The organism is Nocardia sp. 149-1B (assembly GCF_057747975.1).
In genome coordinates, this window is sequence record NZ_CM173233.1 from 134192 (window position 1) to 155759 (window position 21568).

The 21568-nt window shown below is 68.9% G+C and carries 17 protein-coding genes; 8 read left to right on the plus strand and 9 right to left on the minus strand.

Going from position 1 to position 21568, the window contains the following annotated elements; genetic code table 11:
• Positions 1 to 265: 265 nt before the first annotated feature.
• The 3 genes from AC3ANS_RS00625 (at position 266) to AC3ANS_RS00635 (ending at position 6521) form a co-directional block, all read left to right on the plus strand.
• Complete coding sequence (locus tag AC3ANS_RS00625) at positions 266 to 1351, plus strand: hypothetical protein (protein WP_488294247.1); 1086 nt, start codon at positions 266 to 268, stop codon at positions 1349 to 1351.
• Positions 1344 to 5333 carry an Eco57I restriction-modification methylase domain-containing protein gene (locus AC3ANS_RS00630; RefSeq protein WP_488294248.1) on the plus strand — a complete coding sequence of 1330 codons (3990 nt, stop codon included), beginning with the start codon at positions 1344 to 1346 and terminating at the stop codon, positions 5331 to 5333. Before AC3ANS_RS00625 ends, AC3ANS_RS00630 begins: the two co-directional genes overlap by 8 nt.
• A gap of 426 nt (positions 5334 to 5759) precedes the next feature.
• On the plus strand, positions 5760 to 6521 hold the full coding sequence (locus tag AC3ANS_RS00635) for a hypothetical protein (RefSeq protein ID WP_488294249.1): 762 nt from the start codon (positions 5760 to 5762) through the stop codon (positions 6519 to 6521).
• A gap of 468 nt (positions 6522 to 6989) precedes the next feature.
• On the opposite strand, the gene AC3ANS_RS00640 is transcribed toward AC3ANS_RS00635, so the two are convergent.
• Complete coding sequence (locus AC3ANS_RS00640; RefSeq protein WP_488294250.1) at positions 6990 to 8324, minus strand: HNH endonuclease; 1335 nt, start codon at positions 8322 to 8324, stop codon at positions 6990 to 6992.
• A gap of 295 nt (positions 8325 to 8619) precedes the next feature.
• On the opposite strand from AC3ANS_RS00640, the gene AC3ANS_RS00645 reads away from it, so the two are divergent.
• Both AC3ANS_RS00645 and AC3ANS_RS00650 read left to right on the plus strand, forming a co-directional pair.
• Positions 8620 to 8892, plus strand: a complete 273-nt coding sequence (locus tag AC3ANS_RS00645) for a hypothetical protein (protein ID WP_488294251.1) — start codon at positions 8620 to 8622, stop codon at positions 8890 to 8892.
• A gap of 184 nt (positions 8893 to 9076) precedes the next feature.
• Positions 9077 to 9706, plus strand: a complete 630-nt coding sequence (locus AC3ANS_RS00650; protein WP_488294252.1) for a class I SAM-dependent methyltransferase — start codon at positions 9077 to 9079, stop codon at positions 9704 to 9706.
• A gap of 18 nt (positions 9707 to 9724) precedes the next feature.
• Here the strand turns inward: AC3ANS_RS00650 and pgm are convergent, their stop codons facing one another.
• Positions 9725 to 11380, minus strand: a complete 1656-nt coding sequence (gene pgm, locus AC3ANS_RS00655; protein WP_488294253.1) for a phosphoglucomutase (alpha-D-glucose-1,6-bisphosphate-dependent) — start codon at positions 11378 to 11380, stop codon at positions 9725 to 9727.
• A 102-nt stretch (positions 11381 to 11482) separates the two neighbouring features.
• On the opposite strand from pgm, the gene AC3ANS_RS00660 reads away from it, so the two are divergent.
• Complete coding sequence (locus tag AC3ANS_RS00660) at positions 11483 to 12169, plus strand: VC0807 family protein (protein WP_488294254.1); 687 nt, start codon at positions 11483 to 11485, stop codon at positions 12167 to 12169.
• A 9-nt stretch (positions 12170 to 12178) separates the two neighbouring features.
• On the opposite strand, the gene AC3ANS_RS00665 is transcribed toward AC3ANS_RS00660, so the two are convergent.
• Positions 12179 to 13003 carry an oxidoreductase gene (locus tag AC3ANS_RS00665; RefSeq protein WP_488294255.1) on the minus strand — a complete coding sequence of 275 codons (825 nt, stop codon included), beginning with the start codon at positions 13001 to 13003 and terminating at the stop codon, positions 12179 to 12181.
• A 59-nt stretch (positions 13004 to 13062) separates the two neighbouring features.
• On the opposite strand from AC3ANS_RS00665, the gene AC3ANS_RS00670 reads away from it, so the two are divergent.
• A complete protein-coding gene (locus AC3ANS_RS00670) occupies positions 13063 to 14508 on the plus strand; it encodes a hypothetical protein (RefSeq protein WP_488294256.1) in 1446 nt (481 codons plus the stop codon).
• 11 nt (positions 14509 to 14519) lie between these two features.
• Here AC3ANS_RS00670 and AC3ANS_RS00675 read toward each other — a convergent pair whose 3' ends face one another.
• The 6 genes from AC3ANS_RS00675 to AC3ANS_RS00700 all read right to left on the minus strand — a co-directional run bounded on the left by AC3ANS_RS00675 (position 14520) and on the right by AC3ANS_RS00700 (position 20351).
• On the minus strand, positions 14520 to 15413 hold the full coding sequence (locus AC3ANS_RS00675) for a carbohydrate ABC transporter permease (RefSeq protein ID WP_488294257.1): 894 nt from the start codon (positions 15411 to 15413) through the stop codon (positions 14520 to 14522).
• A complete protein-coding gene (locus AC3ANS_RS00680; RefSeq protein WP_488294258.1) occupies positions 15410 to 16285 on the minus strand; it encodes a carbohydrate ABC transporter permease in 876 nt (291 codons plus the stop codon). Before AC3ANS_RS00680 ends, AC3ANS_RS00675 begins: the two co-directional genes overlap by 4 nt.
• Positions 16286 to 16371: 86 nt before the next feature.
• Positions 16372 to 17688 carry an ABC transporter substrate-binding protein gene (locus tag AC3ANS_RS00685; protein WP_488294259.1) on the minus strand — a complete coding sequence of 439 codons (1317 nt, stop codon included), beginning with the start codon at positions 17686 to 17688 and terminating at the stop codon, positions 16372 to 16374.
• A 100-nt stretch (positions 17689 to 17788) separates the two neighbouring features.
• Entirely contained in the window at positions 17789 to 18649 is an 861-nt protein-coding gene (locus AC3ANS_RS00690) for a PfkB family carbohydrate kinase (protein ID WP_488294260.1), read from the minus strand.
• On the minus strand, positions 18646 to 19338 hold the full coding sequence (locus tag AC3ANS_RS00695) for an HAD family hydrolase (protein WP_488294261.1): 693 nt from the start codon (positions 19336 to 19338) through the stop codon (positions 18646 to 18648). The genes AC3ANS_RS00690 and AC3ANS_RS00695 overlap by 4 nt, the downstream gene beginning before the upstream one ends.
• Before the next feature lie 14 nt (positions 19339 to 19352).
• Positions 19353 to 20351 (minus strand): SIS domain-containing protein, encoded by a 999-nt coding sequence (locus AC3ANS_RS00700; protein ID WP_488294262.1) that lies wholly within the window; start codon positions 20349 to 20351, stop codon positions 19353 to 19355.
• A 102-nt stretch (positions 20352 to 20453) separates the two neighbouring features.
• Between AC3ANS_RS00700 and AC3ANS_RS00705 the strand changes: the two genes are divergently transcribed.
• Entirely contained in the window at positions 20454 to 21554 is a 1101-nt protein-coding gene (locus AC3ANS_RS00705) for a LacI family DNA-binding transcriptional regulator (protein ID WP_488294263.1), read from the plus strand.
• Positions 21555 to 21568: the final 14 nt, after the last annotated feature.

Sequence of the window (21568 nt, forward strand, 5' to 3'; positions counted from 1 at the left end):
CGCCCGTTCGTCTCAGGTCTAAGCGCATGCTTGCTGCCGATCTCCTGCGTCCAAGCAGGCAGGGGCACTCCACCCAGAATGGTGTGCTCACCCGCTCACCCGCTCACCCGCTCACCCGCTCACCCGCTCACCCGGTCAGCCTCGTGATTCGAGTGCAGACCTACCAGCCTTGGCCCATGGGTCGCCCTGCGCGCAGGGTCATACAATCGTCGAGGTTCTAACGGCTGGGGCTGCCCAGGGAGCGCAACGTGCCAAACATGTCGGCGTGGTCGGGCAGGATGGGGATGTCATGTCAGCATTTGCCCAGCAGTCGCTCGACAACATTCCAGAGCAACGGGATACCCCTGCCCCAGGCGCAGGCGCAGGCGCAGGCGCGCTCGCGGTTCCGACGCGTCTCCTCGAGGCCTTCATCGCGGTCGACGTCGAGGAGCAGTTCCTTGCTACGGAGTATCCGGAGATCCTGAAGGTGTTGCTGGCGGACCGAACCACTGGACGGAACATCATCTGGGCCACGGATCACTACGCTGATTTCGGTCCCGGGCATCAAGCATCCGACGAGGTGACTCCGCACGCGATCACCGGAGTCCACGCGCGAGTGGTCCAGCCGCGGATCCACAAGGCCCAGGCGCTGCGCTCGGATCGCACTAGGGGGCGCGGCGAAGTCTTCACGCCATCGTGGCTCTGCAACGAGCAGAACAATCTGTGTGACGACGCTTGGTTCGGCAGGTCCGGAGTGTTTAACCACGCCTCGGACAGGTCTTGGGAGGTAAACACTGAACCGATTCGATTCGCTCGGGACGGTGACAGGACGTGGCGCACGTACGTCGACGAGCGCCGTCTCGAGGCGGCGTGCGGGGAGGCTCCGTACCTGGTCAGCCGCTACGACTCGACGACTGGCGAGCCGATCGACCTCAGCCGCCGGATCGGGCTGCTCGATCGCAAGCTTCGGGTCGTCACGGAGAATGCATCCGACCCTTCCGAGTGGTTCGAGTGGGCTCGTCGCGCGTTCGAGAGCGTCTACGCCTTCGAGTTTCAGGGAGACAACCTTCTTCTAGCGCGCGAGAACTTGCTGGCGACCTACGTCGAGTCCAGCGTCAGCGCTCTGGGATCGATGCCACCGCTCGCCGAGCTGTTGCGGATCGGCGAGATCATCTCCTGGAACCTTTGGCAGATGGACGCAATAACCTTCCACCCTCCGTTCCAGATCCCGCCGACGATCGACAGTCAGTTGGGCCTCTTCGACGACGAGGCAACTAGGGTTACCCACCCGTGCATCGTGCGCGATTGGCGTCAGGTCCGGGTTCACCGCTACCAGGACCTTGTGAACCCGAGGGCCAACGAACGTGGTTGAGAATCTCGAGGCTCTCGACGAGCTCATTGTGGGACGGACGACCCCACACATCTACGCGTTCGTCACCAATAGCGTGCCGAACTTCCTGAAGATCGGCGACACCTACCGCAGCGTGGACCGACGCCTGAACGAGTGGCGACTCAGGTACCACGGTCTGGAGGAGCAGTTCCGGCACCCCGCCTCCCTCCCGGGCGACGTGTATTTCCGGGACTATGCGGTGCACGATTTCCTCGTTCACGACCGGGGCCGGCAACGCCTGGACGCGAGCGCGTTGGAAGCAGGCGTCTACTACAGCAACGAGTTCTTCGCTGACACCGAGGTCTCCGACGTTCAGGCCGCGATCCAGGACATCACGCGTGATCACGCCGATAACAGCGGCCGCTACACCTTCTTCGGCTCGGAACTCAGGCTGCCACTGACCCATGAGTACCGACGCGGAGCTGCGTGGGAGTTGCGCCCGAACCAGCGAGTGGCCGTCGACAACTTCACGCGGGCAGTTGCCAGCGGGCGGACCAACCTCCTGATGTACGCCGTGATGCGCTATGGCAAGACGTTCACCTCGCTCATGTGCGCTAAGGAGTCCTGCGCGACGACAGTAGTCGTGGTGTCGGGCAAGGCCGATGTCAAGACGGAGTGGAAGAAGACCGTCCAGTCAGCGGGCAACTTCGAGGGCTTCGCCTTCCTCGATTCCAACGCACTGCTAGACGACCCGAAAGCCATCAGGAACGCTCGCGTGACCAACGACTGCGTGGTCATCTTCCTGACCCTGCAGGACCTCCAGGGAGATGAGATCAAAAGGAAGCATCGCGAGGTCTTCAGCAACCAGGTCGATCTGCTCCTCATCGACGAGACCCACTTCGGGGCCCGAGCCGAGAAGTACGGTGAGGTGCTGAGGGAGGCAAAGCAGGCCACGGAGCGGCCGGAAACTGCTCTAGGGCAGGAAGTCGTGGACCTTGAGTACGCCGAGGAGCAGCTGAAGGGCTTTGACGCCCGCGTCCGGCTGCACCTGTCCGGATCCCCTTACAGGATCCTGATGGGGAGCGAGTTCACCCCAGAGGACATCGTCGCCTTCGTGCAGTTCGCGGACATCGTTCGCGAGCAGGAGCAGTGGGACGCCGACCATCCGGACGACGACGAATGGGACAACCCGTACTTCGGCTTTCCCCAGATGGTGCGATTCGCCTTCAACCCGAACGAGTCGTCGCGCCGCAAGCTCGAAGAGCTCCGTGCGCGCGGCGCGACATACGCACTTTCGGCGCTCCTCCAGCCGCGCTCGATCAAGCGAGACACGAGCGGTGGCCTCCACCAGCGTTTCGAGCACGAGGCCGAGGTGCTCGATCTCCTACACGCCATCGACGGCACCCAGCAGGATCCACACGTCTTTGGCTTCCTCGACTACGCCAAGCTCAAGCAGGGCCAGATGTGTCGACACCTCGTCATGGTCCTTCCCTACCGGGCCTCCTGCGACGCGATGAAGGCACTGCTGGGCGATCGCGCCAACGAGTTCACGAACTTGGACAAGTTCGAGATCGTCAACATCTCCGGCCACGAGGACCAGCGGCGCTACCCCACGCCCGAGTCGGTCAAGGCTGCCATCGCGAGGGCCGACGAGGAAGGCCGGAAGACGATCACGTTGACAGTCAACCGGATGCTTACCGGCAGCACGGTCGAGCAGTGGGACACCATGATCTACTTCAAGGACACGGCATCTCCCCAGGAGTACGACCAGGCTACCTTCCGGCTCCAGAGCCAGTTCGTCCGCTCGGTCGACGCCGAGGGCGGCCAGGACGAAGTGGTGAAGGTGAACCTCAAGCCCCAGACGCTGCTCGTGGATTTCGATCCCCATCGCATGTTCCGGATGCAGGAGCAGCGATCCTTAATGTCCAACGTAAACACGGCCCAGGCAGGCAACGCTCAGCTTGCCGAGCGCCTTCGCGAGGACCTTCGAATCTCGCCAATCATCACAGTCGACAACAACCAGATCCGCGAGGTCCAGCCGGCGAACGTGCTCGAGGCGGTGAGCGAATACAACCGGGCCCGCAGCATCGCCGACGAGGCACGGGACGTTCCGGCCGATGTGGGGCTGCTCGCCAATAGTGACATCCTTCGCGCCATCGAGCTCCAGGCAGAGATCGGCAGCAAGGCGGGACTCACGCTGAACGCAGTCGATGGCGAGGGAGACGACCTCGACGTCACGACGCCGCCGGGCAGGAGCGACGAAGAAGACGACGGCGTCGATGGGCCTGCGGACCCGAAGGGTCGTAACTCGTCGTTGGACGAGCTCAGGTCACTAGAGCGGAGGCTTCAGACTTACTACCAGCGCATCCTCTTCTTCGCGATGCTGTCGACCAACCGCGTCGGCTCCCTGGAGGAGGTCATCGCGGAAGCGACGGTGGGCGAGAACGCCAGGATCGCCGCCAACCTCGGCCTCGACGTAGACCTGCTCCGGGTGATGCTCGGGGCCTTTGACCCGTTCAAGCTCACCCGGCTCGACTACAAGATCCAGAACATCTCCCAGCTCGTCCGGGACGAGACACTGGATCCGATCGATCGCGCGGTCAGCGCGCTCAACAAGTTCACCAGAATGTCCGACGCCGAGGTCCGCACCCCGTCCAGCCTGTGCGAAGACCTGGTCGGCAATCTCCCGGGAGATCAACTGAGACTCGCGGTCGAGAGCGGCGAAAAGATCCTAGACATCGGCAGCAAGTCGGGCGAGTTCGCACTGGCGGTCTACGACCGACTGGTCAACGAGCTCAATGTGGACGCTGCCATCGCCGGGTCGGCGATCTTCTCCGTCCCGACGTCCCCGATCGCCTACGAGTTCACTCGCAGGTTCTACGAGATCCTCGGTCTGGACACCGCCCAGGTGTCATCAACATTCACCGCCTCCGACTTCGCGTCGGCTCCAGCGGAACTTCAGACCGCGTTCGGGAAGGGAAGAGGCGTTATGAAGTTCGGCGCAGTCGTGGGGAACCCGCCATACCACCGAAACGACGGGGGCGGAAGCGGTACGTCCGCCATGCCCATCTACCCGTTGTTCGTCGAGCAGGCGAAGGCTCTGAGTCCTCGTCTCATAAGCATGGTCGTGCCGTCGCGGTGGTTCACGGGCGGCAAGGTGCTCGACGACTTTCGGAAGGAGATGCTGACCGATACCCGCGTGCGCTCGATCGACGACTACCTGGCGTCGTCGGACGTCTTCACCGACGTGGGTCTCAAGGGTGGGATCTGCTACTTCCTCTGGGACCGGGACAACCCAGGTGACTGCCGCATCACCACCCACCATCAGGGCTGGGAGGACTCGACAGCGACTCGACCGCTGCTGATGCCGGGTGCTGACGTGTTCGTGCGCTTCAACGAGGGGTTGTCGATCCTCGAGAAGGTCATCGAGGTCGAGACCGGACAACGAGAGAGCCTGGCGCTCCCCTCGGAGAAGCAGTTCATGGAGCTCGTCAGTCCGCGACGGCCGTTCGGCGACATTCCCAAGGCTCCCGCCATACCTGCCCGAGGCAAGAGCCAGGTCACCGTGTACCAGGCAGGGAAGAACGGCTCGATGAAGCGCGCTGACGTCCCGTCGGGCTTGGCCATGATCGACAAGTGGAAGGTGTTCGTCGGTTTCCTCGCCCCGGGCACCGGCAACCGGGACACCTATCCGGGCATGGTGATCAGCACACCGTTCCTAGGCGCTCCTGGGAGCGTCTCCTCGGAGACCTATCTGCGGATCGGCGGGTCTGACTCACGCGCCGAGGCCGAGAGCATGGGTTCCTACCTCGCCTGCCGACTCACTCGATTCCTCATCCTGCTGCGCAAGCCCTCGCAAAACACGACGCGCAAGGTGTACGCGTTTGTGCCTACTCAGGACTGGTCGAAGGCGTGGACCGATGACGCCCTTTACGCCAAGTACAGACTGACTGACGAAGAGATCGCGTTCGTCGAGAAGGTCGTGCGTCCGATGACCTTCGATTCTGACTGGGCGACCCACTGATCTGGCTTGCTGTCGTTAGTGCGGTCATAGAGTCAAGTTGCGGCAGAAGACTGGTCACCTCGCGACGCTCCTATGGTTCGTAAAGCCGCGGCGGGCCCGTCTTGGAGTAGTCGGTAGTGGTCGCATCAAGAGTTAGAGTGACGGCGTCGCCGACAACGCTGCCGATCTCTTTATGGACGACGGCGATCGGAGCGGGCCGAAGACGATCAGTAGTGAACCTCTTTAGCCCCAGGGGTCCCAGAGGTCGCGGGTTCAAATCCTGCCCCGCCATAAACTGTGCCCCGCCATAAACGTGATGTCTCAGGACGATCGCCCGACGCCCGCGGTCGCGGGTCGGCCCGCCGTCCCGCGCAGCCCCAGATAGTCCGGCGCAGCCCGTCCGGCGCGTTGTTCACGGACACTGGCCCCGCCCGCAAGAATCGGGCCATGGGTGAAGCGAGCTTGCTGGATGGCGTAGCTAAGTGGCTAAACACGAGCGGCCGGGCCCTGGAGCTGCGCACAGCCAGGAAGCTCCGGCAAGCTGGCGCCGGACCAGTGGAGCAATCGTTCGTGTACACCGATTTCAACACGAAGGTGCAGCGCGAAGGCGACGTGCTCGCCAACTTTCCGTGGATCGGCGAGAGCGGGGTCCCGTGCGCGATCGAACTCGTCGTCGAATGCAAGAGCAGCGTCAAGCACCCCTGGGTGCTCTTCTACGACCGGCGGGTGACCAAAGGCGGATCGCTGGAGAGCTGGTCCTACTTCGCGCACGGGCCGTTCGCAACCGTGTTGACCCCACTCAACGAGATGTGGATCGGCGCTCCACCATTCAATGCACGACAGGTGGCAACGCACATAGCAGCGGCGCATGGCGATAGCACGAACCACGCCGGCGACGCAGTGCGTCAGGTCTTGTCCGCTTCGGAAGCGCGACGCCAGACGTACCTCGAGAGGCAGGGATCGGCTCAGAAGCGGGCGGTCGTGATCGTGCCGGCCGTGGTCACCGCGGCGCCCCTGATCACGTGCCGACTCGGCGACGACGACGCAGTGTCTCTGATCGAGGTCCCGTGGGCCGTGGTGCGGGGACACGACGCGAGCGGCAAGCCGTGTCAGGTGCATGTGATGAACGAGGAGTATCTGCCGGAGTTCGGTAGCGAACTAAACACTCGTGTGGTCGAGGCAAACGACGAGGCCCGTCTGCGGCACTAGCGAGTGGCATGACGTTGCTCGGTCGTCCTTTCACCTGGCGGTCCGCAGATCGCGCGCGGCAGTAGCAGATCGCTCTCCTGACAGCGCGTGCCCGCGCGCCCCATCCGGACAATGATCGAGGACATCGCTTCACCGGACCGTGCCTTCCTCAAACGGCGGACCAACCCGGCGACCATGTGAGAAGTCGGCGCCCCGGCGGCTGCAATGACGCCGTAGATCCGGGCACCCAGCGGCCCAGCGTGGCACCGCGTTCCTTCAAGGCACTTCGACTGGCCACTGGAGGTGGGGGCACGTCGTCCTCCTGACGCGTGGCTGAGGCATCGAGGCCGCGCGGGTCCCCAGCGACTGCGAGCCCCTGGTGCCGCTGCGAGGGCAATTTTAGGTCGCGTCTTTCCGCGATTGGATCGCCCGAAGTGGCCGGCTTTACCGCGTCCTGCCACAGGGTCGCGCCTCAGCGCCTCCTCCGCGTCAGGCGATGCGTTCCCAGTGGCCGGGGCGGGTCTGGTGGTAGGCGGGTTGGTCGGGGTGAGGGCCGAGGAGCGGCGGCGGGCGGGAGTCGTAGCGGTGCCCCGTGGGAGTGGTGATCTCGATGGTGTGGGCGCCGTCGGGTCCGGGGCGGGGTTGGTGGTGCCAGCCGGTGGCTTCCTTGGCGTAGTTGCAGGCTTCGCAGAGGCCTTGGCCGTCGTCGGTGTCGGTGGGGCCTCCGTCGGCGGCGCGGACCGCGTGGTCGGAGTGGCGGATCGGAGCGCCGCACCACGGGGTGCGGCACCACTGGTCCCGGGCGCGGAGGAACCCGGCGAGGGTGCGGGGGAAGCAACGGCGGCGCGAGTCCATCGCGACCAGCTCGTGGGTGCCGGGGTGGCGGTAGAGCCGCCGGACCCAGGTGCGGGTCCTGGCGTCCAGGGCCTGGGTGAGGAGCTCGCGGGCCAGGCCAGCGGGGATCGGGCCGTGGCCCTCGAGGGCGGCGTCGTCGTGGGCGCCGGCGAAGAGGGCCCGGTCGGACATCACGATCCCGACGCTGACCGGGACCACGGGGCGGCCGTCGGGTCCGGCTGAGGCGCCGGTGACGCGGGCGACCAGGGTGTCGGCCATGACCTGCCCGCGGCCCCGAGGGTCTCCGCTGGCACGGGCGGTGTCGGCGTCGCGGACCAGGGCGGCGTAGGTGCTCACGGCCTGGGCGACCGGGAGCAGCACGGTCAGGTAGGCCATGGTGTCCGGGGCGGGGCGGATCGTGACCCGGCGTTCGGCCTCGGCGCGGCGACGCCGCTCGGCCACGGCGGCGGGGTCGAGCCGGGCGACCAGCTTGCGGACCTCGGCGAGCACCGTGCGGTCCGAGTAGCCGGCGAACGCGTCGGGGTCCGAGGCGATCGCGCGGTCGATGGTGGTGCGGGCCTCGCGGTCCAGGCACGCGGTCTCGCGGGCGATCATGGTGACCCGCCACTCGGTGACCAGGCCGCGGCGGAACGCCTCGGCGGCGTGCGGGAGCTCGGGCAGGATCCTGGCCAAGGAGAGGTGCTGGCGGCCGCGGTGGGGAGACTCGCGCCGGGCGAGTGCGACCTGCTCCGCGATCCCACGCCCGAGCTCCGTCTCACGGGCGCCGGCCGCGGACTGCCGCTCCTGCTCGAGGACGTCGAACGCCGAGGCCAGGCGGGCCTGCCGCGCCCGCGCCGCGCACACGAGCTCCTCCAGCGCCCGGATCTCCTCGACCAGTCCGGCCCGGTCGGTGCCCAGGCTCGTCTCGGCGAGCGCGCGCGTCCAGGCCGCCACCGGAGCGGCGCCGAGAGCAGACTCGAGATCGAACATGTGCTCGATTATATGTGACAGTCGTCACGTGGTCAAGGCCGCGGAGTCAGACGGTTGTAGCGGCTGGACTTCTTCAGAGAGAGGTTGCGGTCCCCGCGGCGGCGCACGGCGCGCCGCAATGGTCATGGCTACCGTCGTGTCGATGACGCCGAGCGGGCCCAGAGCCCGGTCGAGGCGTCAACCGAGGCGTGCCGGGGCGCCGCGAGGGCGACCGCCTCCCATTCGCGCCGGAACGGGCAGAGTGCCTCGCTGCGGAGGTCGTAACCTTCGGTGCTGAGAGTGGCACCATCTGACCGTGGCACTCCTCGACATCGCCGATCCTCGCGCCCGTTGGGCGGCGTCGATGTTCGGTGTGACCGGGGTCTTCCTGCTCGTGACCGTTGTCTGGTCAGCGGTCGCCGACGGCGAGCCGTCCCTCGGCACAGCGGCCGGCCTCGTGGTGCAGGCGCTGGTGTTCGGCGTGGTCTGGGGTGCGTTCACGTACTGGCAGCTTCGCGACGAGATCCGGGTGAGCCGCACGGGGCAGCCGGCCGCTGGCCGGCCAGCCGACATGCCACCGTCGTCGTGACGGCTCCGGTCGACGTCCTGATCGACCTCGCGCCGAGCACGCTCACCGGCAAGGTCTTCGTCCCCGAGGCCTGAGGAAGGCGGCGCCAGAAGCACGGCGCGTCTCGACGACATGACGGTCCGGCCCGGGGATCCGAACCGGCCGGCGCCTTCCGCCGGCGTCGGCCGGTGAAGACAATGACGGGATGGGCCTCGCGGAGCAGTTCGGTCGTCCGTCCGGGTTGCTGGGTGCACTCGTCGGGCGTGCCATGGCACGGGGCAACGCGGCGCTCAGCCGGTGGGTGGTCGACCAGGCCGGGGCACTCCAGGGTGACGCGGTCGAGCGCGTCGCCGAGCTCGGGCCCGGCCCCGGGGTCGGCCTGGAGGCCCTGCTCGCCCGCTTCCCCCGTGCGCACGTCTGGGGCATCGACCTGTCTCCGGTCATGCTCTCCCAGGCAGGGAGGCGCAACCGGTCGGCCGTTGCCGCCGGCCGGCTGACGCTCCGCGAGGGGAGCGTGTCGGCACTGAGCGCGTGCGAACCCGCAGACATCGTGATGGCGAACCACGTCGCGTACTTCTGGGTGGACCCTGCGGCCGAGCTGGCCCACATCCGGAGGTTCCTGAGGCCACGGGGCCTGATCGCGCTCGGCTACCAGCTCCGGCAGGACATGCCGGCGATGGCTCAACGGACCTTCCCCGCCGCGGGACACACGCTCTACGACTCGGCGGAGGAGCTCACCGGCCTCGCCACCGAGGCAGGCTTCAGCGCGGTGACTCAGCTCCTCAAGGGCCGGGCCGAGGCACCCGAGGGCCGGGTCATGCTGGCCATCGCCTGACCTTCCGCAGAGGCGAGATCACCCCAGCGCGGCGTTGACGACCTCGCGCGCCTCCTCCTGCACCTGGGCCAGGTGGTCGGGGCCGCGGAACGACTCGGCGTAGATCTTGTAGACGTCCTCGGTGCCCGAGGGCCGCGCCGCGAACCAGGCGGACTCGGTGGTCACCTTGAGCCCGCCGATCTTCGCGCCGTTGCCCGGCGCCTCGGTGAGCTTGGCGGTGATCTCCTCCCCGGCGAGCGAGGTGGCGGTGACGTCGGAGGGGGAGAGCGCGCCGAGGGCGGCCTTCTGCTCACGCGTGGCCGGGGCGTCGATGCGGGCGTACGCCGGCTCCCCGTGCTGGGCCACCAGGTCGGCGTAGTGCGTCGAGGGGGATCGGTCGGTGCGCGCCAGGATCTCCGAGGCGAGCAGCGCCAGGATGATGCCGTCCTTGTCGGTCGTCCACACCGAGCCGTCGGTCCGCAGGAACGACGCCCCGGCCGACTCCTCGCCGCCGAACCCGAACGACCCGTCGATCAGCCCCGGCACGAACCACTTGAACCCGACCGGCACCTCGACCATCTCGCGCCCGATCGACGTCGCGACCCGGTCGATCATCGAGGAGGACACCAGCGTCTTGCCGATCCGCGCGCCCGCGGGCCAGCCCGGCCGCGCCCCGCCGAACAGGTAGCCGATCGCGACCGCGAGGTAGTGGTTGGGGTTCATCAGCCCGGCGTCCGGGGTGACGATGCCGTGCCGGTCGGAGTCGGCGTCGTTGCCGGTCGCGATGTCGTAGGAGTGTCGCTGTGCGATCAGGGACGCCATCGCGTTCGGTGAGGAGCAGTCCATCCGGATCTTGCCGTCCCAGTCGAGCGTCATGAACCGCCACGTCGCGTCGACCAGCGGGTTGACCACGGTCAGGTCGAGCCCGTGCCGCTCTGCGATCTCGCCCCAGTAGTGCACCGACGCCCCGCCGAGCGGATCCGCGCCGATCCGCACGCCCGCGTCCTTGATCGCGGCCAGGTCGACGACGTTCGGGAGGTCGTCGACGTACGTCCCCAGATAGTCGTACGGCGCGGCCGCGGCCCGCGCGCGACCGAACGGGACCCGCTTCACCCCGCCGAGGCCGCTCCGGATCAGCTCGTTCGCCCGGGCCGCGATCACCGACGTCGCGTCTGTGTCGGCGGGTCCGCCGTGCGGGGGGTTGTACTTGAAGCCGCCGTCGGTCGGCGGGTTGTGCGAGGGCGTCACCACGATGCCGTCGGCGAGCCCGGAGCCCGGCCCCGAGGAACGACCGAGTCGGCCGCCGTTGGCGCGCAGGATCGCGTGCGAGACCGCCGGCGTGGGCGTGTAGCCGTCGCGGTCGTCGACGAGCACGGTCACGTCGTTGGCGGCCAGCACCTCCAGCGCGGTCGCCCAGGCGGGCTCCGACAGCCCGTGGGTGTCGCGGCCGAGGAACAGCGGCCCGTCGTACCCCTGCTCGCGCCGGTAGTCGCAGATCGCCTGCGTGGTCGCGAGGATGTGCGTCTCGTTGAACGCGGTGCGCAAGGAGGAGCCGCGGTGCCCGCTCGTGCCGAAGGCGACCTGTTGATCGACGTTCTCCGGGTCGGGGACGCCGGTGTAGTACGCCGTCACGAGGTGCGCGACGTCGACGAGGTCGGAGGGCTCAGCGGGCTGTCCTGCACGCGGGTGGCTCATGTTCACATCATGCCCGCCGATCAGTTTCGGTGACCGTGCCGCCGGGCACGGCCTACAGTGGAAGCGCGGGATCCCCTCGCGCACGTCGTGAGACAGGAACCCATGCCGACTTCCGGCACCGCCACCCTCGTCCCGGTCCCGGCGAGCGCCGCCGAGGCCCACCGGCCCTGCCTGGGCGCGGTGATCCGCCGGGTCGGGCTGAGCCTGCTGATCGCGTGCGCCGTGCCGGCGACCGTGTTCTACGTGTGCCTGCGGCTCGAGGGCGTGTGGGTGGCGATCTTCGCCGCGCTCGCCTGGTCCTACGGCGCGATCGCGTGGCGCGCGGTCACCCGCCGGCGTACGTCGGGGCTGCTGATCCTGACCGCGGTGGTGATGACCGCCCGGACCCTGGTCGCGCTGGCCACCGACAGCACCTACCTGTACTTCCTGCAGCCGATCATCAGTGACGGGCTGCTCGGGCTGACGTTCCTGGTCTCGATGGGCACCGCCCGCCCGATGGTCGCCCGGCTCGCCGGTGACTTCTACCCGATGGACGACGAGCTGCACGTGCGGCCGCGGATCCGCCGGCTGTTCTGGTACCTCACGCTCGGCTGGGCGCTGCTGTGCATCGGCAAGGCCACGATGACACTTTGGCTGCTGCAGTCGCAGTCGCTGGAGACGTTCGTGCTGGTCAAGAGCGTCTCCGTGCTGGTGCTCAACGCGACGGCCGTCGCCATGACGATCGGCGCCGCCGTGCTGGTGGCCCGACGCGAGGGCCTGCTCGGCGAGCCGGAGCCCGTCCCCGCCTGACGCCTGCCGTCAGCGACCGACCGCGTTGAGCGTGGCGAGGTCGTCCTCGTCGAGCGCGAGCTTGCCGGCGCGGAGGTTCTCCTCGAGGTGCTCGACCGAGCTGGTGCCGGGGATCAGCAGGATGTTCGGCGAGCGCTGCAGCAACCAGGCGAGAGCGACCTGCATGTGCGTGGCACCGTGCTTCTCGGCCACGCCGTGCACCGCGTCGATCGCCAGCGGGCTGAACCCGCCCAGCGGGAAGAACGGCACGTAGAAGACGCCCTGCTCGGCGAGTGAGTCGACGAGCTCGTCGTCCTCGCGGTGTGCGACGTTGTAGGCGTTCTGCACCATCGACACCGGGGCTATGTCCTGCGCGATGCGCACCTGCTCGTGAGTGCAGTTGCTCAGCCCGAGGTCGCACACCAGTCCCTGGGCCTGCAGGTCGGCGAGCACGGTCCACTGCTTCTCGAAGTCGCCCTCCCAGCCGTCCATGAACCGCAGGTTCACCCCACCGATCCGCTCGACGCCCAGGCGGCCGAGGTTGTCGTGGACGGCCTCCTTGATCTCGTCAGGCTCGAACGCCGGCAGCCAGCCGCCGTCGTCGTCGCGGCGCGCCCCGACCTTGGTGACCAGCACCAGCTCGGGCGGGTAGGGGTGCAGCGCCTCGCGGATCAGGTCGTTGACGACGTACGGGCCGTAGTAGTCGCTGGTGTCGATGTGGTCGACGCCGAGCTCCACGGCCCGTTGCAGGACGGCGCGCGCCTGGTCGGGGTCGGCCGGCGGGCCCATGATGCCCGGCCCCGTCAGCCGCATCGCGCCGAATCCGATCCGCTTCACGTCCGAGAGTCGCTTCATGCGCCCACTGTGCTCCGTCGTGCCGCCCGAGCCAAGGCCCGCCGGGCTCCTAGGATCGGGTGCGGGATGAGGGATTCGGGGTGAAGGGCGGGCGGACGGCCGCGCTCGTGGGCGTGGCGCTGCTGGTGTACGTGGCCGGCCCGCTGGTGCTGATCCTCGCCGGGCTGTGCCTCTACTTCCCGCGGGTGCGCGGCTGGCTGCACCCCACGCGACGCGTGGTCGTGTGGTGGGCCGCGGCGGTGCTGGTGATCGCCGGGGCCGCCGTCGTCGTCCCCGACGGCTGGGTGCCGATCGCGCCCGGGCCCGGCATCTGGGTGACGCCGTCGTACGTCGGGCGCCCGGTCGTCGGCGGCAGCACGGCAGGCCCGGGCGGAGAGTCCCCCCAGGTGCGCTCGAGGTCGTACGGCGTCGACGACTGCCGCCGCCTCGACGTCGACGGGCACGACCGGCTGGTCACCGTCTGCGGCGGCGACGACCATCCGGTGCTGCGGCTGGTCGACCCCGACAGCCTGCGTCCGGTGGCATCCAAGGAGCTGCCGTCTCGCGGCGCCGGCTGCCCGGCTGCGTTCGACCTCGACGCTCAGGGCCGCGTCGTCGTCGCCGCCCGCGACCGGCTGCTGGTCGTCGGCACCGCCGACGCCGAGGGTGCCCCCGACCTGACCACGGAGGCGACCGTCGAGCTCGGCCTCGGCGACGGTGACTGCGTCGTCGGCGTCGCCGCCCGCGGATCGCGCACCTGGTTCGTCTCCCACGACGGCACCGCCGGCGTGGTGACCGGTGACCGGGTGGAGTCCGTCGACCTCGACGACACCGTCGACCGGCCGCTCGCTGTCGACGACGGCGGTGCCTACGTCGCCGGCGCCGACGCCCTGCACCGGCTGGTGCTCACCCATGGACGCCCGACGCCCGCCTGGAGCTCGGCGTACGACGGCGGGGGCGCGCGCGGGGCGGCTCCGGTGCCGCTGGCGAACGGCCTGGTCGCCGTCGCCGACAACCGCGACCCCCGGCTCCAGGTGGTGTTCCACCGCGCCGACACCGGCGACGTGGTCTGCCGGGCCGAGGTGTTCGGGGACGGCGCGGGTGCGACCGACGGCGGGCTCGTCGCGGCGGGCGATGCGGTGGTGGTGCAGAACTCCCACGGCTACCACGGTCCGCTCTCGACGCTGCTCGGCCGCACGACCGACCGCGGCATCGCCCGCGTCACCGTGACGGACGGCGCCTGCGAGGTCACCTGGACCTCCGACCTCGACGTGCCCAGCGGCGCGCCCGCGGTGTCCGTGGACGACGGCCTCGTCTACGCCTACGTCAAGCGGCACAGCTGGCTGGGCGTCGACGCGTGGTACCTCGCCGCCCTCGACCTCGAGACCGGCCGGCTGCTCTGGGCGCAGCGCACGGGGCTCGGGGTGCTGCGCGACAACCACCACAGCGAGGTCACCCTCGGCCCGGACCGCGCGGCGTACGTGCCCGTGCTGGGCGGGCTCGTCCGCGTGCGCGACCGGGACTGATCCCGGCGCCGCTACTTGCCGACCCCCTCGGTCAGGCCCCGGAGGAACTGCCGCTGGCCGACCAGGAACAGCAGCATCATGGGCAGTGCCGCCAGCGAGAGGCCGGCGAACACCACCGGCCAGTCGGTGGTGAGCCGGCTCTGCATGCTCATCAGGCCGACCGGCAGCGTCTTGAGGTTGTCGTCGCTGATGAACGCGAGCGCGAAGACGAACTCGTTCCAGGCGAACAGCGCCTGCAACAACGCGGCGGAGACCAGGATCGGTCGCGACATCGGCAGGATGATCCGCCAGAAGATCTGGGCGGAGCTGGCGCCGTCGATCTTCGCGGACTCGTCGACCTCGAGTGGCAGGTCGATCATGTACGCGCGGATCAGGAATGTCGTGAACGGCACGCGGAAGGCGGTGTAGAGCACGACCAGTGCCATCCGGGTGTTGAACAGGTCGATGCTCTGCAGCAGGCGGAACAAGGGGATCAGCGCGACCGTCGGCGCGAGCATGAGCCCACCCAGGATCGCCAGCAGCACCCCCTGGTTCAGCGGCAGGCGGAGACGGGTGAGCCCGTACGCCGCCCACGCGCTGACGAGCGTGGTCGTCACGACACTGCCCGCGGTGACCAACACGCTGTTGCCCAGGTAGCGGAACACGCCCTGCTCCCAGGCCTTCTGGTAGTTCTCCCAGCGCAGCTTGCCGGGGAGGCTGAACGGGTTGCCGAAGATCTCCTGGTTGGTCTTGAAACCGCTGAGGAACATCCACAGCAACGGATAGATGATGGCGACGACCAGGCCGGCCAGTGCGCCCCAGACGAGGAGGCGGCCGATCACGGCGAGCAACCACCGCAGCGGTGACCCGGTGGGCACCGTCTGAGCGGCGACCCGGGACCGGATCACGGTCACGTGCTGGCTCATATCTCCACCCTTCGCCGGTGGGAGATCGCGAGCTGGAGCGTCGCGATCGAGAAGGTGATCACGAAGATGGCCGTGGCGATCGTCGCCGCGTAGCCCATGTCGTCCTCGAAGAACGCCTTGCGGTAGAGCCAGGTGCCGAGCACCTGGCTGGAGTTGTTCGGACCGCCGGCCGTCATCACCATCACCTCGTTGAAGACGAGGAAGGCGCCCGAGATCGTCAGGATCACCAACAGCGTGGTCATCTCGCGCACCATCGGCACCGTGATCGTGAAGAAGCAGCGGACCTTGCCGGCGCCGTCGATGCTCGCAGCCTCGTAGTACTCGCGCGGCACTCGCTGGATCGCGACGACGAACAGCACCGCGGTGTAGCCGATCGACTGCCACTGGCTCATCGCGATGATGCCCCAGATCGCCGTGCTCTCCTCCCCGAGCCAGGAGTGCTGCCAGGACTCCAACCCCAGGTAGCCGAGCAGCCGGTTCAACAGGCCGATCTCGGGGTTGTAGAGGAAGGAGAAGAGGATGCCGGTGACCGTGATCGACATGGTTGCCGGGATGAAGTAGATCGTGCGCAGCCACCCGCGCAGCTTCTGGCGGACCGCCTCTTCGAGCACGGCGGCGAGCACCAGGGCCAGGCCGACCTGGAACACCAGCGACACCACGGCGTACGCCGTGTTGTTGAGCATCGCGTTCCAGAACACCGAGTCGTGGACGGCCGTCCGGTAGTTGTCGAGGCCCACGAACACCGGGTCGGGCTCGAACGCGTTCCAGGAGTAGAAGCTGAGCCGGATGTTGTCGACCACGGGGTAGTAGACGAACACCCCCAGCAGGGCCAGCGCGGGCGCGACCCACACCCACGTCTGCCAACGTCGCATCATTCGTGTCATCCGGACCTCCCGACGACCGACACGGTGCCTGGCCGACCTCACTGTGAGTGGCGCCGGCCAGGCACCTGGTGGGACTACTTCTTGGCGTCCTCGGCGGCCTTCTGCACGTCGTTCATGACGTCCTCAGGCGTGTTGGTTCCCCCGATCAGGCCTTCGACGCCGGACAGGTACGCGCTCGCCACGTCCGCATCGGTGATCGTGTCGAGCCAGATCGCGAACTGGCTGGCCTGGTTCATGTCGTCGAGGGTCGCGCTCAGCTGCGGGTAGGTGTTGCTCGCCGCGGCCGCGGAGCCCTTCACCGGGCTGAGCCAGCCCATGTCCTCGACCATCTTGGTCGCGTTCTCGGTGCTCGCGAAGAAGGTCAGGAAGTCCGCGGCTAGCGCGGCGTTCTTGCTCTGGGCGTTGACCATGAACCCGTCGGGAGCGCCGGTGAGGGCGCGGGTGTCTCCCGCCGCGTCGCTGGCCGGCGGCAGCCGGAAGAAGTTCCAGTCGTCGGCGATCGCGTCGGGAGCGCCGCCCTTCTTGGTCAGCACGAAGAACTCCAGCGACTCCATGTACTGCATGGCGGCCTTGCCGTTGATCAGGTTGGCCTGGGCCGCCTCGTGGGAGAGCCCGTTGGAGCCCGGGTTCGCGCACCGGTCGACGATCGTCTTGAACTGCTCCAGGGCGGTGACGTAGCCGGGATCGGTGAACTCACCCGTCGAGGGGTCGTAGTCCGCCGCCAGGGTCTCCGGCGGCACGTCATAGGCGTTGAGCTGGGTGATGTAGTGGATCGCCGGCCAGCCGTACTGGTTGCCGAAGGCCATCGGCGTGTAGCCCGCGCTGCGCAGGGCATCGCAGTCGGTGAGCAGGTCCTCCAGCGTCGCCGGCGGCTCGGTGATCCCCGCCTTGTCGAAGGCCGCGCCGCTGTAGGCGACGTACTTGCCGTCGAGGTCGATCGGCAGACCGTAGACCTTGTCGTCGTAGGTGAACGCCTTCACAGCGGCCGGCGCCAGCGTGTCGCCCACGGTGGTGCCGGGCCCGAGGATGCTCGACAGGTCGGCGGCGAGGCCGGCGCGGATGAACTTGTTCGCGAAGTCCCCGGCCCACGAGAAGTAGATGTCGGGCAGGTCGTGCGCGGCGGCGAGGACCCGGATCTTGTCCTTGAAGGGCTGGTCGCCGACCTGCTCGAGCTTGATGTCGACACCCGGGTTCGCATCCTCGTAGGCGGCGACCACGCTCTCGAAGTAGGGCGCGTACTTGGGGTCGGCGAACTTCGTGACCATCGTCAGCGTCCCCTCCTTGTCGGCGGGTGGGGACAGGTCCGGTGAACCGGACGGGGACCCGTCGTCGTTCCCGCCACAAGCCGCGAGGACCAACAAGGTCGCGGCGGTGGCGGTGACAGCGGTCATGCGACGCACGTGAGAACTCATGACACTCCTTCTCCGGTGAGCTGCGGTGGTGGAACAGCCGTTGCTGGGCCTCCCGATGGAGCCGGACGCAACGAGATCGTCACTGAGATGCGCTCACCTCCCCCGATGCCGTGAGATCCCCGGGCAGAGCAGCCCGATAGCCGAATGCCCCGTGCTCGGCGCACGCGGCCGAGGCGTAGGCCGTCGCCGCCTGCAGGAGTGCGGCGGGCTCCTCGCCGCGGACCAGGCCGACCAGGAAGCGTGCGATGAAGGCGTCCCCGGCGCCGAGGGTGTCGACGACGGGGCCCGCGCCGGCCGGGGCGCGCAGCACCCGGCCCTCGATCCACAGGGTCGCGCCGGCCGCACCCTGCGTGACCGCCACGACCGACGGCCCGAGGCTCGCGACGCGGCTGACGAGGTCTCGGGGATGGGCCTCGGTCGACGCCGCGGAGAGGATCGCGACGTCGACTCGGGGCGCCAGCTCCGCGATGTAGGACCAGGGGCGCTCGGAGAAGTCGAAGGAGAGCCTGCGCGCGGCGTCCGACAGCCGATCGAGGTCGTCCTCGAGCATCGAGCACTCACCGGTGTGCACGAGGTCGGCCTCCCCTGCCGCGGCCAGGTCCGCCGCGGAGAGGGCGAACCGGGACACGCCGACGTCGCCGGCACCAAAGACCCGGTTGCCGTCGACCAGGCGGACGACCGCGTGGGCGTTGGGGCCGTCGACGACGCGGAGCAGCCGGGTCTCGACCCCCTCCTTGGCGAGGGCGTCGCGGACCAGCACGCCCGCCTGATCGGTCCCGACCGCGCCGACGTAGGCGGCAGAGGCACCGGCGCGCCGGGCGTGCACGGCGACGTTGAGGGCGTTGCCCCCGGGGAACATCACGCCGAGGTCGGGGTAGCAGTCGACGACGTTGTCACCGAGAGCCACGATCCGCGGGCTGTCCGCGCTCGACTCGCTCATGCGCACTCCTCGACTCGTCCGGGGCCCGCCTCAGGCAGGCCTTCCAGCAGCACGGGCAGGTCGGACATCGACGCGAAGACGGTGGCGCCCTCGGCGGCCAGCGGCGCGGCCGGCGTGACCCCGCCGGCGTACGCCAGGCAGGTCATCGCGGCCGCGTGGGCGGCACGGACCCCGAACACGCTGTCCTCGATCACGACGGTGCGCTCGGCTCGGGCGCCCATCCGGCGTGCGGCGTGGAGGAACAGGTCGGGGTCGGGCTTCCCGTGCCGGACGTCCTCGGCGCTGAAGATCCGGTCCCGGAACCGGTCGGCCAGTCCGGTCACCGACAACACGTGGTCGACGTGTGCATGGCCGGAGTTCGAGGCGACGCAGTACTCCGTGCCGGATGCGATGAGCAAGTCGACCACGTCGCGGACGCCGTGCACCGCGGTGAGGTCCGCCTCGAACGCCGCGCGGTAGCGCGGTGTGAAGCGGGCCTCCCAGTCGGCGTCCAGCGTCCGGCCGGTGCCGGCGGCGACCTCGCGCCGGAAGTGCTCGGCCGAGCACCCGACGAACCGCTCGATCATCTCGTCCTCGGAGATCCGCCAGCCCAGCTCGCCCAGGATCTCCCGCCCCACGCGGATGCTGATCCGCTCGCTGTCGACGAGCACACCGTCGCAGTCGAAGATGACCAGCTCGACCCCGGTCATGGAAGGTCGCGCCCTCAGTACTCGACGCGGAACATGTAGCGGCGCTGGTCGAGGTGGTGCCCGCGCACGGCCTCCAGGTGCTGGGCCAGACGGCCGGTCAGCTCCCCGATCACCAGGGGCGAGACGTCCGGGCGCAGCGCGGCCGGCACGCCCGGGAGCGCGAGGTCGCGAACGTCGAGGAAGTGCGCCTTGTGGGTGTACTTCTCCAGGAAGCCCTTCGCGCGCTCGGCCATCGGGCGGCTGGCGTCCTCGCCGAGGTAGAGCAGGACGGCGGTGTCCTCGGTGACCATCTCGAACGCGCCCTGGAAGAACTCGCCGGTGTTGAACCCTGCGGCGTGCTTCCACTGCATCTCCTGCAGGTAGCACATGGCCAGTCCGTAGGCCCATCCGTAGCTGGGGCCGGAGCCGAGGGTGTAGACGATGGGCTCGTCCTTGAGCGCCGTGGCGATCTCGTGGAGCCGCACGTCGCTCTGCTCGACCGCGTCGAGGGTGGCCTTCGGCAGGGCGGCCAGGGCGGCGTCGACGGCCTCGGAGTCGAGCTCGGCCCCGGTGGCCTGCAGCAGCGCGTAGGCGACCAGGACCTCGAACAGGTCGCTCTTGGCCTTGAAGGCGACGTCGACCGCCTCGGCCAGCGGGCTTCCCTCGCGGGCGACGGCGATCACGGTCGCGCCGGAGGCCTTGGCGGTGGTCGCGGCGCGCACCGTCTCCTTCGTGGTGCCGGTGTAGGACGCGAGGACCACCAAGGAGCCCGGGCCCATGAGCGCCGGTGTGCTGCAGTTGAGCTCGTCGCTCTGCAGCTGGAAGCTCGGGAATCCCGCGGACCGCTGGAGGAGGTAGTGCGCGGGGTAGCTGCAGATCAGGGAGCCGCCCGCGCCGACGAAGTACACGTTCCGCAGGCCCTTGGCGACCACGTCCCGCACGACGCTGTCGATCGCGCCGCGCTGGTCGATGGTCTTCTGCAGGCTCTCGACGAGCCCGGTGTCGATGGGTCGCAGCGGCAGGGTCTGAGTCATCAGCTTCACTTCCTCGACAGTTTTGAGAACGTTCTCAATGGAATTTTGATAACGTTCTCACGACGAGGATTCGTCGTCAAGGGGTGAGATAGATTGGCCGCCATGCCACTGCCGCGGAGCCGACGCGCGGCTCCGACCATCCCCGACGTGGCTGCTCGTGCGGGCGTGTCCCGCGCCACCGCAGCCCGCGCGCTCGGGGGGCACGGGAGCGTCAGCGCCGCCGCGGGCGAGAAGGTTCGCGTAGCCGCTCGCGAGCTCGGCTACCAGGCCAACGGGGTTGCCCGCTCGATGATCACCGGCCGGACGATGACGCTGGGAGTGGTGGTCGGCGACATCGAGAACGAGTTCTTCAGCCGGCTGGTGCGCGGGTTCACCGACGTGGTCCGGGAGCGCGGCTTCGATACCGTCCTCGTCAACACCGACGAGCGCCTGGACAGCGAGCGCTCCGCGATCCGCGTGCTGCTCGAGCGCCGCGTGGACGGCCTGATCGTGGCGCCGGTCTCGATGCGCGACGGGCGGCACCTGCGGGAGGCGCGCGACGCCGGGGCGCGGATCGTCCTGGTCGATCGTCGCATTCCGCGCGCGGGTCTCGACACCGTGATCGTCGACGGCATCGCGGCTGCCCGCGAGGCGGTCGAGCATGCCCTGGCCCTCGGCCACCGGAGGATCGGACTCATCACCGGCAACGGCGTGGCCGTCGATCCCGCCGAGGAGCAGGACCCGGCATCGACGAGCGTCGACCGGCTCGCCGGCTACCGGGAGGCTCTGGAGGCCGCGGGCCTGCCGTTCGACCCGGCCCTGGTCCGGCCCGGCGACTTCCACCTCGAAGCGGCGAGGGCGCGGACCGCCGACCTGCTGCGGTCTCCGGACCGGCCCACCGCGCTCCTGGCGACCGACAGCGTGCTGGCGCTCGGCGCTCTCCTCGGGTCGCGCGACGTGGGCCTCTCGTGCCCGGGCGAGGTCTCCCTCATCGGCTTCGACGACCCGCCGTGGGCCTCGGTGGTCCAGCCGCCACTGAGCGTGATGGACCAGCCGGCGTACGAGCTCGGGGCGACGGCCGGGCGCCGACTGCTGGCCCGGGTGCAGAACGACCGCGCCCGCACCCGCACCACGTCGCTGTACGCCGTGTGGCGAGACCGCGGGTCGGTGGCGCCGCCACCGGCTGTCCCGCATCAGCCGCCGACCGCACTGGGGTCGGTGTGAAACGCGGGGGCACG